Raw genomic sequence first — 15,427 nt, forward strand, 5'->3', positions numbered from 1 at the left:
AACAGGCAATGCTTTTATAAAACGGATGGTATCTATATATTTTTGGCATAATGTTAAATCTGTGCTTTAACCTAAGCTATAGGGTGCTATAATATGATGAACATAAAAAACTTCAATCACAGCGAGTAAAGAAAGGGCATCCCGAATAGAAAGGGGCACCATTGCACTGATGCCCCCTTCCGTCTCGCTCAGCTCGCCACCCACCCCCTGAGTGGGGGGCAAGAAAACATGGATGCCCCCTTCCGTCTCGCTGCGCTCGCCACTGAAGTGGTAAACTAAAATTGGACACAGAGGGGGTAATCTTTAGACATACAAGTGTACACTGCATAGGCAGTGCAAAATAAGCACTGGACAGAGTATCCCCTTTACTGGACAGGAGGTTTGCCATGAAGTACACGAAAGAACAAAGATTGGACATCGGTCGACGAATTTACTACAGCGAAATAAGCCGGTATGAAGCCGCAGAAGAATATGGCATCAGTGAGCAGACCGCACGGAATTACATGAGAATGTATCGGGATGCCAATCGGCTGCCGCCCAAACGCGGACAGAGATCCATCAGCGCACTTTCTTTCAAGAAAGAGCCGGCAGAGCTGGATGAACTGAAATCTATGACAAAGGAGGAATTGATCCAGGAGCTGATTAAAGCCAGGATCACAGAAGCAAGGCTAAAAAAAGGATACGAGGTGAAGGGAGATGGTACGGTCATTCTATACGCCAGCAAGACTACCAAGTGATTATGGAACTGTCAGGAGAAATCCCAGTGAAGATTCTATGTAAAGCAATGGGCATCCAGCGGAGCAGTTTCTACGCATGGAAGAAGCATCTTTCTCATCCTTCGGAAAGAGAGAAGAACCTTGCAAGCAATGTCAGGCTGTTTCAAGAATACCACTTGAAGTATCCATCGCATGGTTACCGCTGGCTGAATGCCAAGATACGCCTGGACAAAAACATTGTCCTGTCTGACCCCTATGCTCATAAGTGTTGCAAGATTGCGGGAATCAAGAGCAAGTCCAAGCATTACCGCTACAAGAAGGCTGGAGATCCGGCGCGAATATTCCCCAATCTGCTCCTGTCAGAGATGCAGATTGACGGGCCAATGCAGTGCATCGTGAGCGATATGACAGCGTTTTATGTGAAGGGCACCTACTACGAACTGACTCTTTACATGGATCTCTGGAACGATGAGATTGTCAGCCATTCCCTTTCGGCAAAGCGTGGCGACCGCATGACCTATATCAGTGGGCTGAAAGATCTGATTGCATGGAAGGAGCAACATCCGGAGCACCAAATGATTCTGCACACGGACCAGGGATCTGTCTACGCATCTAAGGCCTACAACGACCTGTTGCCCATGTACGGCATTACCCGGTCGATGTCACGTGCCGGAACGCCGACAGATAACGCTGCAATGGAATCTGTCAATGGATGGATTAAGGCCGAGATGTTCATGGACTTACACGTGACCGGGGAGAAGTCCGTCGCGGAAGAGGTGGATAATTACATCCATTTCTTTAACGAATATAGGCCGGCCTATACATTGGGCTACCTGACGCCGAAGCAGTACCGAGAACGCCATATTTTTAACTGCTGAACTTATTCAAGTTATAGTTGGCATGAAGTGTCTGTCGGTTCCCGAGGCAATGTTGGAAGATTCACTGCGCCTTGTACAAGTATTCAATTTTTATGCCTAATTTTTTTAGTTTCGTGTCCAATTTTTGTTGACAAGTGCACCACCCACCCCCTGAGTGGGGGTGGGCAAGAAAAAGATGGATGCCCCCTTCCGTCTCGCTCCGCTCGCCACCCACCCCCCAAGTGGGGGTGGGCAAGAAAAAGATGGACGCCCCCTTCCGTCTCACTCCGCTCGCCACCCACCCCCCTAAGTGGGGGTGGGCAAGAAAAAGATGGATGCCCCCTTCCGTCTCGCTCCGCTCGCCACCCACCCCCTAAGTGGGGGTGGGCAAGAAAACATGGATGCCCCCTTCCGTCTCGCTCCGCTCGCCACCCACCCCCCCCCAAGTGGGGGTGGGCAAGAAAAACATGGATGCCCCCTTCCGTCTCGCTCCGCTCGCCACCCACCCCCCTAAGTGGGGGTGGGCAAGAAAAAGATGGAGGAGAGGGGCGATTAACCCAAACCCTTGCCTCCCCCTGCTTGCAGGGGGAGGGGGACCGCGTCTCTACCTCAAACCTTGCCTCCCCCCGCTCGCGGGGGGGAGGGGGACCACGAAGTGGTGGAAGGGGGGTGCCTTAAAGCGGTCGATGCCTGCGAAGCGGGCATAAGAACTCTGTCAAAGGAAAGGGTGCCATCAAACATAAAGGGGCAGGTGAATCAGATCACTCATCTTGCGGGAAGACAGCCTGCGGCTTCCTGTCCGATACAGCTATTTCAACACATAAAACACCCTTTGACAGGAAGGGCGTTTCACGTCTTTACCGCCTGTTCTGAGGAAACACCGATTCAGATATAGAGTCTGCCTTTTTAAGAATTCTCATGCACTGCTGCGTCATGGGGCTCGACATGAATGAATCATCACTTGCCTAAGGAGGAAAAGATAGAATATGCAAATCGTAAAGAAAACCCTTGCTGCGGCGGTTATACTGGCATTAACCGGCCCGGCTTTTGTTATGGCCGCAGACAGAACCACTGCCAACGTATCCGTAGACAGTGTTTACTATTCCTATATTGATAAATTATCCGGCATGGGATACCTGAAGACACTTCCGAATGGCGCCCGCCCCTACAGCCGTATGCAGATGGCCCGCTGGTGCCTGGAAGCTGAAGAAAAATCAGCAGAAAAACCTATGCCGGCCTATCTGGCTGATGAGCTGAAAGCACTGGAAAACTACCTGGCCCCGGAAATGGCCTCCCTTAAAGGCAATCCCACGGAAGACACCCTGCGCCTTAGAAGCGTGGCAGTCGAAGGGGACTACCTGAAAGCTGACCGGTTCAGCTACAGCGATGCCACCGATTCCGGCAGCTGGGCTCCCTTTGGAGCAAACAGGAATGGTCACAAGTATGGAAGAAATGGAAATCTGGCCCTTTCGGCTGAAGTATCCGGTAACATTGGGCATGAAACGGCTATTTCCATCAAAGGGCGCACATCCTGGGATAAGGATAACGACGGCACTGCTTCCCTGGAAGAAGCCTACATCAAGACCAGGGCAGGTTCTTTTGCCTTCGAAGCAGGCCGACAGGCTCTCACCTGGGGTGAAGGGTACAGCGGACATCTCCTCCTGGGAAATCAGATGAAACCTCTTACCACACTGCAGGCCCACCTTGCCAATCCGGTCAAAATCGGCGGTTTCTTCCATTTTCTGGGAGACTTCGATTTCCATGCCTTCTACGGGCAGCTGGATAAAGACAGAGCGTCCGATGCGCAGGGCAGAGGCGTCACCGATTATGATCATCCCGGTATCCTGGGCCTTCGCGTCGACCTGACACCGGCAGACTGGGTCACCCTTGGCGCTTCCCGCGTATCCATGATGGGCGGGAAACACCACAGTATGGACCGGTCAGACTGGCGGAAATGGACATTTGGCTCTAATGAAGACAATAACGACAAATGGGATGACATCGGCGGCTTCGATTTCAAACTCCGCTTCCCCGCCTTTCAGTTCTATGGTGAATTCATGGGCGAAGACCAGGCCGGAGGCCTCCCAAGCAAATGGGGCTGGCGTCTGGGCACCTATATCCCGAAATTGAATGCGGATGGTTCCTGGGACATGATCCTGGAAACCGCTAAAACCACAGACGTATGGTACAGCCACTGGGTATTCCAGAATGGATGGACCTACAGCGGAGACATTATGGGCGATGATATGGGAAATGATGCAAGAAAGTACTACGCCCGCATTAACCATTACCTGCCTGGAGAAAAAACACTCTCTTTCTACGGCCTTCGCACAGAACGTCAGAAAAACCGGGACGGTGCCACCGTGAATGAAGCCGGAATCACAGGCCGCATGAAACTTCATGGCAATATGTACCTTGACGGCACCCTGGGCTATGCCGGAGTTAAAAACCACGGCACTGACCATGACTACTTCGGCGGAGTCAAAGTGGAGTGGAACTTTTGAGAAGTTCTACTTTCTGACGCCCCCTTCCGTCTCGCTCCGCTCGCCACCCACCCCCTAAGTGGGGGTGGGCAAGAAAAACATGGAGGAGAGGGGCGATTAACCTCAAATCTTGCCTCTGCACTTGTCAACAAAAATTGGACACGAAACTAAAAAAATTAGGCATAAAAATTGAATACTTGTACAAGGCGCAGTGAATCTTCCAACATTGCCTCGGGAACCGACAGACACTTCATGCCAACTATAACTTGAATAAGTTCAGCAGTTAAAAATATGGCGTTCTCGGTACTGCTTCGGCGTCAGGTAGCCCAATGTATAGGCCGGCCTATATTCGTTAAAGAAATGGATGTAATTATCCACCTCTTCCGCGACGGACTTCTCCCCGGTCACGTGTAAGTCCATGAACATCTCGGCCTTAATCCATCCATTGACAGATTCCATTGCAGCGTTATCTGTCGGCGTTCCGGCACGTGACATCGACCGGGTAATGCCGTACATGGGCAACAGGTCGTTGTAGGCCTTAGATGCGTAGACAGATCCCTGGTCCGTGTGCAGAATCATTTGGTGCTCCGGATGTTGCTCCTTCCATGCAATCAGATCTTTCAGCCCACTGATATAGGTCATGCGGTCGCCACGCTTTGCCGAAAGGGAATGGCTGACAATCTCATCGTTCCAGAGATCCATGTAAAGAGTCAGTTCGTAGTAGGTGCCCTTCACATAAAACGCTGTCATATCGCTCACGATGCACTGCATTGGCCCGTCAATCTGCATCTCTGACAGGAGCAGATTGGGGAATATTCGCGCCGGATCTCCAGCCTTCTTGTAGCGGTAATGCTTGGACTTGCTCTTGATTCCCGCAATCTTGCAACACTTATGAGCATAGGGGTCAGACAGGACAATGTTTTTGTCCAGGCGTATCTTGGCATTCAGCCAGCGGTAACCATGCGATGGATACTTCAAGTGGTATTCTTGAAACAGCCTGACATTGCTTGCAAGGTTCTTCTCTCTTTCCGAAGGATGAGAAAGATGCTTCTTCCATGCGTAGAAACTGCTCCGCTGGATGCCCATTGCTTTACATAGAATCTTCACTGGGATTTCTCCTGACAGTTCCATAATCACTTGGTAGTCTTGCTGGCGTATAGAATGACCGTACCATCTCCCTTCACCTCGTATCCTTTTTTTAGCCTTGCTTCTGTGATCCTGGCTTTAATCAGCTCCTGGATCAATTCCTCCTTTGTCATAGATTTCAGTTCATCCAGCTCTGCCGGCTCTTTCTTGAAAGAAAGTGCGCTGATGGATCTCTGTCCGCGTTTGGGCGGCAGCCGATTGGCATCCCGATACATTCTCATGTAATTCCGTGCGGTCTGCTCACTGATGCCATATTCTTCTGCGGCTTCATACCGGCTTATTTCGCTGTAGTAAATTCGTCGACCGATGTCCAATCTTTGTTCTTTCGTGTACTTCATGGCAAACCTCCTGTCCAGTAAAGGGGATACTCTGTCCAGTGCTTATTTTGCACTGCCTATGCAGTGTACACTTGTATGTCTAAAGATTACCCCCTCTGTGTCCAATTTTAGTTTACCACTTCACCTCTCCCGCTTGCAGGGGGAGGGGGACCGCGTCTCTACCTCAAATCTTGCCTCCCCCCGCTTGCGGGGGGAGGGGGACCACGAAGTGGTGGAAGGGGGTTGCTCCAAGCGGTCGATGCCCGCAGAGCGGGCATAAGAACTCTGTCAAAGGAAAGGGTGCCATCAAACATAAAGGGGCACCCACCATCATTTACCATTGCACTGACGCCCCCTTCCGTCTCGCTCCGCTCGCCACCCACCCCCTAAGTGGGGGTGGGCAAGAAACATGGAGGCGAGGAGCGATAATTCCAAACCTTGCCTCCCCCTGCTTGCAGGGGGAGGGGGACCACGAAGTGGTGGAAGGGGTGGCCGTAGGCCACTATGACAAGAACCTTAGTGTAAAATTTTACTCGGTAAGGGAATTTTTCCAGAAACAATAAAAGAGGAAAGCCTCCCCTTGAGTGGAAATGTTATAATTTCCGTGGCAAAGAATAAAACAAAGAAAGGGCTTTCCTCATGGATATTATAACAAAAACTGGAGAAATTTGGAGTGAAAATGCAATTGGTGCAGTCATTTCTCTCATTAAGGAATCTGATGACTCTATCGAGGCTGAAAGGAAGCTAACTCATTGGCTCACTGAAATGAACTGTCAGCTTATAGCTATGGCCCTGGCGCGTATTGACACTGAGCTGTATCAGATTTACAAGGCACAGGGGTGGCGTGTGGCGCGCCGGGACTCTAGGACGATTTGCTGCCGCTATGGAGAGCTGACCTATACACGAAGACTTCTGCAGAAAGAAGGGAAGAGCTTCTATCCCCTGGACTGCAAAATGGGCTTTGAGTCCAGAAAGCACTACAGCTTGGGAATGATTGAGCGGATTGTCGAGGCTGTTGCAATTACCACATCTCGCAGTGCCAGCGAACTCCTGCAAAGCCTGGCCGGGATTACCATCTCCCATCAGTCCGTTATCTCACTCAAGAACTATGCCGGCGAGAAGGCGAAGACTTATGAAAAAGCATTGGCAGAAGAGGAAAAGGTTGAAAAGCCGACACAGCCGGAAATTATAGCGATTGAAGGAGATGGAATTGTACTCAAGAACAAGGAGAAAGGCAGCGTTTCGGAAGTGCACCGCCTCCAGATATATGAGGGAGTCAGGAAAAATGGCAACAGGACAGAACTGGTAGGACTTCGCTGCTTTGCATCTACCAGCAGAAAAGAACTTTTTGCAATGGTAAGAAGCTATCTGCTTGGGCACTATGACCTGTCTAAGACCACAGTGCTGTCGAATGGGGATGGAGGGTCCGGATACCAGTTTCAGGACTTTGAGCGAATGGTAGAAGGCTGCCTGGATCACCAGCACTTCCGCGACTGCTATCATGTGCATGAAAAGATCCGGACCCGGCTCAGCTTCTGCAACAGGAAACTGATAGACCGTATTATCCGAGAACTTCACCGGACCGACAATATTATGAAACAGATTCCCGTATGGATGGACACTGCCCGGAGCTGTGCCCGGACAGAGGAGGATTTGGAGGAGGTAGACAAGCTGCAGAGCTATCTGGAGAGAAATGCCCCCTATATCCCCAGCCTGAGTCAGCGCGGCATCCATACAGAGATTCACCTGGGGACTGCAGAAACAAACCACCGGTTCTATAGCTATCGCATGAAGCGGCAGGGACGGAGCTGGTCCAGCGAGGGAATGGAGTGTATGGTTTGGGTATTGACCGCCCGGAAGAATAAAACACTTACAGCAGCTCTCCTGTACCATGCTAATGGGAAAAGCTACAAAAAGATGGATAGAGCCATGCACAAGGCTGCGGTGCAGGCAGAGCGTAAAATCGCCCAGAATGTCCGGAGTGAGGCGCAGAAGCGTAAAATGAGAAACTATAGGCCAGGATGCCTGGAGGGGCGTATAGGCGTTTATGGAGCTTCTTCTTCACCAATGGGGAGACTGGCCAGAGCTATACAGAAATACTGATTAAACCGAAGCCACGGAGATAGTAATCATCGACAGTCAAATGAATTACCGAGGAAAACTTGACACTTACGCAGGCCTTAGTGTAAAATTTTACTCGGTAGGGGAATTTCCCAGACACAATAAAAGAGGGAAGCCTCCCCTTGAGTGGAAATGTTATAATTTCCGTGCACAAATAAAACAAAGAAAGGGCTTTCCTCATGGATATTATAACAAAAACTGGAGAAATTTGGAGTGAAAATGCAATTGGTGCAGTCATTTCCATTCGTATGGCTCACGGTGGTGTATCGGGAGGCTCTCATGGCACATAGTACTCAACAGCATGATACTACATTGGAGAAATCTCTTCCCAGGTCTCAAGGAATACTAAAAGGATTTAAATGAGAAATCTCATCGGATATGGATAGTGCCTCAGACCCGATAAGATTTTAACATGCAACGATTATTTACTGCTTACGATGTATGAGTATTCCGCAGTAGGTGTACCGCCTGTCCGCCAAGGTGTACCGTTTGTCCGCCGAGGTGTACCGCTTGCCATTTTTAGGTAACTTCTTGAACTATTGGTGTACATGCCAGCTGAAATACTCCTAAATTCTTTTAATAAATATATTAATATATGGCTTCCTGCCATAGAATGAAAACAGGGACGTAGTATTTCCCTTTGTTCTATGAAAGGAGGCCTTTTAATATGGCCAATTTTGCCAGGATCCGGCTCATCCTGGAGCTCCATGACCGCGGAATGTCTCAAGATGAGATTTCCCGCTCCCGTCACATGTCGAGGAGTACGATTACTACCGTACTGCGAACAGCGCGGAAGAAGGGCATCACTTATGCGGGCATCCGCAAGCTGGATGATGCAGCACTACAAAAGCTCTTCTTCCCTGACCGACCGGAAGGTTCAGACATGTACGAGCTGCCGGATTACGAATCCATCCATAAAGAGCTCAAGAAGCCGGGTGTGACTCTTTCATTGCTCTGGACGGAGTATCGTGACAGGTGTCACCAGAATGGAAACATTGCTGTAGGGCATACCAAGTTCTGTGAGGATTACGGCCGGTACTGCACAACCCATGACCTGACCAATCATCTGGAGCATAAGCCCGGAGCCCAGTGCGAGGTCGATTGGAGCGGGCCGACCATGCAGATCATCGACCGTGATACCGGCGCGACCATTTCCGTGCATCTCTTTGTTTCCTGCCTCACATACAGCAGGTATGCCTACGTGGAGGCCACGCTGGATATGAAGATGGATACATGGCTCCGGTGCCATGTCCACATGTACGAGGCATTTGGCGGCGTTCCTGTGCGGACAGTCTGTGACAATCTCAAAACCGGCGTTGTGAAGCATCCCAAAGAGGGTGAAGTGGTTCTCACCGACGCCTATGAGGCACTTGGGCTTCATTATTCAACTGCTATTATGCCTGCCGGTGTGCGGAAGCCCAAGCAGAAAGCATCCGTGGAGAATACGGTTGGAAATATTGCCACCGCTATCATCGCCCGTCTTCGCAATAAGGTTTACTTTACTCTTGGCGAGCTGCAGAAGGATGTAGTAACTGCTACAGATAAGTACAACCGGCAGCCCTTCCAGAAAAGGCAGGGAAGCCGCTATGAAGTATGGCTGGACGAGAAGAAATATCTCCGGGCTCTTCCACGAGCTCCTTATGAAATCGCCGCGGTTATTCTGGGAAGGAAAGTATATCCCAATTTCCACGTTTCCTTTAAGAAAAACTGGTACTCCGTTCCCTACGTATACCGCGGGCAGTCCGTGGACATCCGTTACACCGACAAACTTGTGGAAATCTACTGCGGAAACCGGCGTATTGCCTCCCACATCAGATTTCCTGACTACATGACCAACCACTATTCCACACGCCCGGGAGATATGCCGGATGAATTCAACCAGCCGGAAATGGACAAAGATCGCATCTGTGCCTGGGCCGGGAAAATCGGACCGTGTACGTCGGAAGTCATCAGGAGGATCTTTGACAGTGTAACCATAAAAGAGCAGGGCTATAATGCTTCATTGGCCGTTCTGCATCTCAGTCAGAAATATCCGAAGGACCGCTTCGAGAATGCCTGCCAGTATGCTTTAGCCCACACAACATCGCCCCGCTACAACTATCTTAAAGCTGTATTGGGGAACAATCAAGACAAAATCCTGGACGGCGTACATTCCGCCCGTTATGAAAATACCGGAAAACACAGTATTTCCGAAAAAGGCGCTTACATCCGCGGCGCAGACTATTATGGAGGAAAGACAAAATGATCAATGAAGAAACACAGCGGAAACTCCGCAACATGAAAATGGAACCTCTGGTAGAAGCCCTGCAGAACCAGCAGAGTGATCTGGAATCTTATGCCCCTTTGGACTTCGATTCGAGGCTGACACTGGCCATCGATGAATGCTATTCAGTAAAATTGGATGATCGCATCCGGAGGCTGACGCATATTGCTAAGTTTCGCTATCCTGATGCCGATGTTCACACCCTTATCCTGCAGGGAAGAGGTTTCAGCCGCGAAGAAATCCTGGGCTATGCCAGCTGCGGTTACATTGAACGCCATAAGAATCTGATCATCAACGGATTTACCGGAGTAGGAAAGACCCACCTCGCCTGTGCTTTAGGGAAAGAGGCCTGCCGCCATCTGTACAGGGTCAAGTATTTCCGCATGCCGGAGCTTATGGAACAGTTCAATTATGGAACCGAAGTCGGACGGAGCGTGGCCAGCATTGTAAAGAAGTTCTCCGGCTACGATCTCCTCATCATCGACGAATGGCTTCTCGAGATGCCGACGGAAGTGGAGCAGCAGTATCTTCTTGAAATCTTGGAAAACAGGTACGATGCCCATTCTACTATTTTCTGTTCCCAGTACAAAAGCTCAGAATGGTATCCGCGCCTCGGTGATGGGGTTCTGGCCGATGCGATTATGGACAGAATCATTCACAATGCCTACCACATCAATTGCGGATCAATGAATATGAGAGAATATTTGAATAGCACCGATGCGAAAAATGACTAAATTATTTTAACATCATAACCTAAAGAATAAGCGGTACACCTTGGCGGATAAGCGGTACACTTTCCGCGGAAAGGCGGTACCGCTTTTTCGGATAGGCGGTACACCTGTTGCGGAATATTCACGATGTAATTGAAAGATGATGATATACTAACAAAAGACAGGCGTTTAAAGCAGAAAATACTGGATGTAGTCATGAAAAAATGATGGGGAATTATTACCAATATAGCCAAATAAAAAGCAGGCAGTACACGCATAGGATGTACTGCCTGCTTTTCTCATTATCCCTTAGGTGGGAAGGGGTCATTGCCATAGGAGTCCTTCTGACGGATTTTTCCATCTCTGCCATGAATGACAAGTTCGCTATGCTGATTACGTGCCAGCTCTCTACCGATTTCAATGGCTTTGCGCTGGGTCTCTGTTCTACGGTAGGCTTTTGAACTACCAGAAGATTTTACCTGATATCCACCTTGGGAGTGATTCGTGACATGAATATTTTTGCCCATATATGTGATCCTTTCGATAAAGAAAATAAGAAGGGAAGGAACCTACAACCTCCGCGCCAATCCTGATAAAAACTACCGATTGATATCAGTAATAAACTTTGATGATGAAGGCCTTGAGACCGTAATCGGCAGCGAAAATAACTTTGCCGCTTTTGGTTTTCATAGAGGCACGGTAGATGATACGGCATCTTTTGTTTCGACGAGTATTTCGCTTGTAAGTCATAATAAAAACCTCCTGCTTTCAACTCAAAAACTACCTACGAATCGACATCGTAAAACAGATAATTCTTGGCAAAACTTGAAACAGGGGGCTTTGTGTCCTATACTAACAATGATAGCTGAAGTAAAGGGTAGGTTACACTCGCTCTCTATTTCAAAGGGATCAATGAAGCTGGCACTTCATTGATCCTTTTTTTATTTAGCGGGTGTACCGCGAAATAACTACTTGATGATAATGGATTCCTTCAAATCAAAGAGGATTACATTATCTTCCTGATAGAAAGTGCCGGAAATCCGGTAGCCGCCTTTGGATAAATCCCAATCCATTAGCTGGGACAATGTGTTCAGTAGGTCCCTGCTGTTCCAGCGAACGGATAAGATGGTATTGTTGCGGTTTGTGTTAAAGAACTTCACCGCGTTTGGCGTTTTCTCATCACATGCCTTCAAAGCCACCATCTTCTCCTGCCGGTCTATCAGGAAAAGTACGTATTCAGGCTTTTGCATCTTTAGTGTGACAGCCTTGTTGAATGTGACTCCGTTTTCTGTGACGGAAAGATATGGGACTCCTTCTTGAAAATTGAAGGGCTTGAAGTTGGAAAGATCCATGGCTTTCACCTCGCTTTCTATCTAATGGTAATTATAGCATTTTGGTAGCCGGATTACAACTGCACATTGCACAAAAAAATCTTCAAAAAGTGTCAAGTTTTCCTCGGTACTTCATTTGGCCGCCAATAATTACCGCCTCCGTGGATTCGGTTTTATCAGTATTTCTGCATATCTCTTGCCAGTTTCCCTGTTGGCGAAGAGGGAGCTCCATAAACGCCTATACGTCCCTCCAAACATCCCGCCTATAGTTTCTCATTTTGCGCTTCTGCGCCTCGCTACGGACATTCTTAGCGATTCTGCGCTCTGCCTGCACCGCGGCTTTGTACATGGCTCTATCCATCTTTTTGTAGCTCTTCCCATTAGCATGGTACAGGAGAGCTGCTGTAAGTGTTTTATTCTTCCGGGCGGTTAATACCCAAACCATACACTCCATTCCCTCGCTGGACCAGCTCCGTCCCTGCCGCTTCATGTGATAGTTGTAAAACCGGTGATTTGTTTCTGCAGTCCCCAGATGAATCTCTGTATGGATGCCGCGCTGACTCAGGCTGGGGATATAGGGAGCATTTCTCTCCAGATAGCTCTGCAGCTTGTCTACCTCCTCCAAATCCGCCTCTGTTCGGGCGCAGCTCCGGGCAGTATCCATCCATACGGGAATCTGTTTCATAATATCGTCGGTCTGGTGAAGCTCTCGTATAATGTGGTCTACCAGTTCCTTGTTGCAGAAGCTGAGCCGGGTCCGGATCTTTTCGTGCACATGATAGCAGTCGCGTAAGTGCTGGTGATTCAGGCAGCCTTCTACTATTCGATCAAAGTCCTGAAATTGGTACCCGGAACCTCCATCCCCATTCGACAGCACCGTGGTCTTAGACAGGTCATAGTGCCCAAGCAGATAGCTTCTTACCATTGCAAAAAGTTCTTTCCTACTGGTAGATGCAAAGCAGCGAAGTCCTACCAGTTCTGTCCTGTTGCCATTTTTCCTGACTCCCTCATATACCTGGAGGCGGTGCACTTCCGAAACGCCGCCTTTCTCCTTGCTCTTGAGTACAATTCCATCTCCTTCAATCGCTATAATTTCCGGCTGTGTCGGCTTTTCAACCTTTTCCTCTTCTGCCAATGCTTTTTCATAAGTCTTCGCCTTCTCGCCGGCATAGTTCTTGAGTGAGATAACGGACTGATGGGAGATGGTAATCCCTGCCAGACTATGCAGGAGTTCGCTGGCACTGCGAGATGTGGTAATTGCGACAGCCTCGACAATCCGCTCAATCATTCCCAGGCTGTAGTACTTTCTGGACTCAAAGCCCATTTTGCAGTCCAGGGGATAGAAGCTCTTCCCATCTTTCTGCAGAAGTCTTCGGGTATAGGTCAGCTCTCCATAGCGGCAGCAAATCATCCTAGAGTCCCGGCGCGCCACACGCCACCCCTGTACCTTGTAAATCTGATACAGCTCAGTGTCAATACGCTCCAGGGTCATAGCTATAAGCTGACAGTTCATTTCAGTGAGCCAATGAGTTAGCTTTCTTTCAGCCTCGATAGAGTCATCAGATTCCTTAATGAGAGAAATGACTGCACCAATTGCATTTTCACCCCAAATTTCTCCAGTTTTTGTTATAATATCCATGAGGAAAGCCCTTTCTTTGTTTTATTTGTGCACGGAAATTATAACATTTCCACTCAAAGGGAGGCTTTCCTTTTTTATTGTTTCTGGAAAAATTCCCCTACCGAGTAAAATTTTATACTAAGCAGTGCCAGGCAATCTTAGGCCGCTTCATAGCTAAACAATATGCGTACAACCCTTATACTGTATAGAAAGGTGAACCAATAAAGGTGAACTAATGAAGTACTGAAAAGATGTCTTTTAATAGTTTGCACGGATTTTCCCTTATTAGGTGGTTTGCTAATCAATTGTGATGGGAATATTTATCTTATAATATGATAATAAAATATTCTATATTGAATAAAACTATTGTTTGTATCATAATATAGACATGATTTTTTTTATTGCGATTTGAAATTTTTAGGAGGATTGCATTATGAGCGATACAGTAGGTGAACAAATAAGTAAAGAAAATGAGGATAAAAATGAAGGGACAAGACGGATTGTTGCTTTTTTGGATTTGATGGGGTTTAAAAACTTATTAAATAAGGATAAAAATCAGGCAAATGAATTGCTTAAAAAGTATAATGAGATTCTGAGTAAGGAATATAAGAATTCTGCCGGAAGACCGCCTTATAAAGCGGGAGAACGAAGCACTGCTAATGGTGTACCAATGAGCCAAGAAGCAGTAGAACTAATCAATTCAAACACAATTAGTACATTTAAGGCTTTTATCCCTTTTAGTGATTCACTAATCATATTGGCGGATGAAAAAGACGCTTCACTTTTTGTAAAACAATTATCTAAGTTTATTAGTCATGTTTACAAACAAGTGATGCACGAATTGCGTAAATCTAACTCTCAGATACTTCCCCTGTTTTATCGTGGAGGTTTGGCAATTGGTGATGCCAAAGTTCTTTATGGCGTAGCTTTTGATATTTGGAATAAAAATATAGCAACGAATGGTGGAACTTTTTGCAATGCCTATGTAGGGGGACCTGCATATGTTGAGGCATATGGATTGGAAGAGGAAGGAATAGGCCCCTCTTTAATCTGCTCACAAGAGTTGGCTACACTGCTAAGCCAAAAGCTTGGCGAAGAAGCTGTGGTCATTACAGATGTAGAAATAAAAGATGCATCCAAGGCAAAAGAGGTAAAGCAGATTCTTTGGCCTTTTTATGCTTGTGAGGCAGTAGGGAATTTGAGTAATCAAAATAAAGAAGCGCCTTGTGTTGTAGAAAATAGTAAAAGTGATATAGAATACAACATAAAAACTACCTGCACTCAGCTTTTGGAACCAGCAAAAAGTGCTTTTAATGACAGCATAGACCAGGTAGATTCAATCATCCTTCAAATAAAACATGAAAAAATGTTTTCAGATGATGGATTATATGCCCAAGCATCTTCTATTATAGAGAAAAATATGAAACAGGTTAAATATCAATATGAATTTATTAAATTGGTTGAAAAAGGAATTAAAATTTATAGAGAGAATAGAATGAAACACATAATTAAAAATAGTCGGATAGTAGGAAAGGCCAATGATGATTGAACTTTAGGGTATTTTGACGGTTGCTCAAGTAAAAGATACGGATGTTCAGACCTTATATATTACGGAGCTTTGACATCACCAAATACGTACGTGAGAGCCACTCGATATGTGACAGGAAGCCAGTGGGTACGCAGGAGAGTACTAACTGTTACAGGTGAATGCCTTTCTCCTGATTTACATGCAAGAGTAGCGGTATTTTCCGCATATTGTACTTTGGCAAAAGATTGGCTCTCCTGCACGTATTGATCTGGAAAGAATAGGTGGATTCGGATCGCGTATTGTATGACTTTCAGTGGCGTATTAGATGGTTCTCACG

At 47.5% G+C, this 15,427-nt stretch carries 11 protein-coding genes and 1 pseudogene; 7 read left to right on the plus strand and 5 right to left on the minus strand.

Annotation, left to right across the window (positions count from 1 at the left end; all coding sequences use genetic code 11):
- Positions 1 to 386 precede the first annotated feature (386 nt).
- The 3 genes from NW747_RS04440 (at position 387) to NW747_RS04450 (ending at position 4,077) form a co-directional block, all read left to right on the plus strand.
- Positions 387 to 737: a hypothetical protein gene (locus NW747_RS04440; RefSeq protein WP_273185784.1), complete on the plus strand. Its 351-nt coding sequence runs from the start codon at positions 387 to 389 to the stop codon at positions 735 to 737.
- Complete coding sequence (locus tag NW747_RS04445; RefSeq protein ID WP_273185781.1) at positions 734 to 1,594, plus strand: IS3 family transposase; 861 nt, start codon at positions 734 to 736, stop codon at positions 1,592 to 1,594. Before NW747_RS04440 ends, NW747_RS04445 begins: the two co-directional genes overlap by 4 nt.
- A gap of 965 nt (positions 1,595 to 2,559) precedes the next feature.
- Positions 2,560 to 4,077 (plus strand): capsule assembly Wzi family protein, encoded by a 1,518-nt coding sequence (locus tag NW747_RS04450; RefSeq protein WP_273188155.1) that lies wholly within the window; start codon positions 2,560 to 2,562, stop codon positions 4,075 to 4,077.
- A gap of 255 nt (positions 4,078 to 4,332) precedes the next feature.
- Here NW747_RS04450 and NW747_RS04455 read toward each other — a convergent pair whose 3' ends face one another.
- Both NW747_RS04455 and NW747_RS04460 read right to left on the minus strand, forming a co-directional pair.
- Entirely contained in the window at positions 4,333 to 5,193 is an 861-nt protein-coding gene (locus NW747_RS04455; protein WP_273185781.1) for an IS3 family transposase, read from the minus strand.
- The gene (locus NW747_RS04460) at positions 5,190 to 5,540 is read right to left on the minus strand and encodes a hypothetical protein (protein ID WP_273185784.1); all 351 of its coding nucleotides are present in this window, start codon (positions 5,538 to 5,540) and stop codon (positions 5,190 to 5,192) included. The genes NW747_RS04455 and NW747_RS04460 overlap by 4 nt, the downstream gene beginning before the upstream one ends.
- 618 nt (positions 5,541 to 6,158) lie before the next feature.
- Here NW747_RS04460 and NW747_RS04465 point away from each other — a divergent pair.
- The 3 genes from NW747_RS04465 to NW747_RS04475 all read left to right on the plus strand — a co-directional run bounded on the left by NW747_RS04465 (position 6,159) and on the right by NW747_RS04475 (position 10,637).
- Positions 6,159 to 7,622 (plus strand): ISLre2 family transposase, encoded by a 1,464-nt coding sequence (locus tag NW747_RS04465; RefSeq protein ID WP_273186357.1) that lies wholly within the window; start codon positions 6,159 to 6,161, stop codon positions 7,620 to 7,622.
- A 685-nt stretch (positions 7,623 to 8,307) separates the two neighbouring features.
- Complete coding sequence (istA, locus tag NW747_RS04470) at positions 8,308 to 9,885, plus strand: IS21 family transposase (protein ID WP_273185725.1); 1,578 nt, start codon at positions 8,308 to 8,310, stop codon at positions 9,883 to 9,885.
- The gene (locus NW747_RS04475; RefSeq protein WP_273185728.1) at positions 9,882 to 10,637 is read left to right on the plus strand and encodes an ATP-binding protein; all 756 of its coding nucleotides are present in this window, start codon (positions 9,882 to 9,884) and stop codon (positions 10,635 to 10,637) included. The genes istA and NW747_RS04475 overlap by 4 nt, the downstream gene beginning before the upstream one ends.
- A 278-nt stretch (positions 10,638 to 10,915) precedes the next feature.
- On the opposite strand, the gene NW747_RS04480 is transcribed toward NW747_RS04475, so the two are convergent.
- The 3 genes and pseudogenes from NW747_RS04480 to NW747_RS04490 form a co-directional block, all read right to left on the minus strand.
- Positions 10,916 to 11,140, minus strand: a complete 225-nt coding sequence (locus NW747_RS04480; protein ID WP_273188156.1) for a DUF2188 domain-containing protein — start codon at positions 11,138 to 11,140, stop codon at positions 10,916 to 10,918.
- A 441-nt stretch (positions 11,141 to 11,581) separates the two neighbouring features.
- Positions 11,582 to 11,965: a hypothetical protein gene (locus NW747_RS04485; protein WP_273188157.1), complete on the minus strand. Its 384-nt coding sequence runs from the start codon at positions 11,963 to 11,965 to the stop codon at positions 11,582 to 11,584.
- Positions 11,966 to 12,120: 155 nt separating this feature from the next.
- Positions 12,121 to 13,583 (minus strand): annotated as a pseudogene (locus tag NW747_RS04490) (ISLre2 family transposase).
- A 412-nt stretch (positions 13,584 to 13,995) separates the two neighbouring features.
- On the opposite strand from NW747_RS04490, the gene NW747_RS04495 reads away from it, so the two are divergent.
- The gene (locus NW747_RS04495; RefSeq protein ID WP_273188158.1) at positions 13,996 to 15,111 is read left to right on the plus strand and encodes a hypothetical protein; all 1,116 of its coding nucleotides are present in this window, start codon (positions 13,996 to 13,998) and stop codon (positions 15,109 to 15,111) included.
- The last annotated feature ends 316 nt before the right edge of the window (positions 15,112 to 15,427 follow it).

Origin of the sequence: Dialister succinatiphilus (assembly GCF_928721695.1) — a bacterium.
Lineage (GTDB): Bacteria > Bacillota > Negativicutes > Veillonellales > Dialisteraceae > Dialister > Dialister succinatiphilus.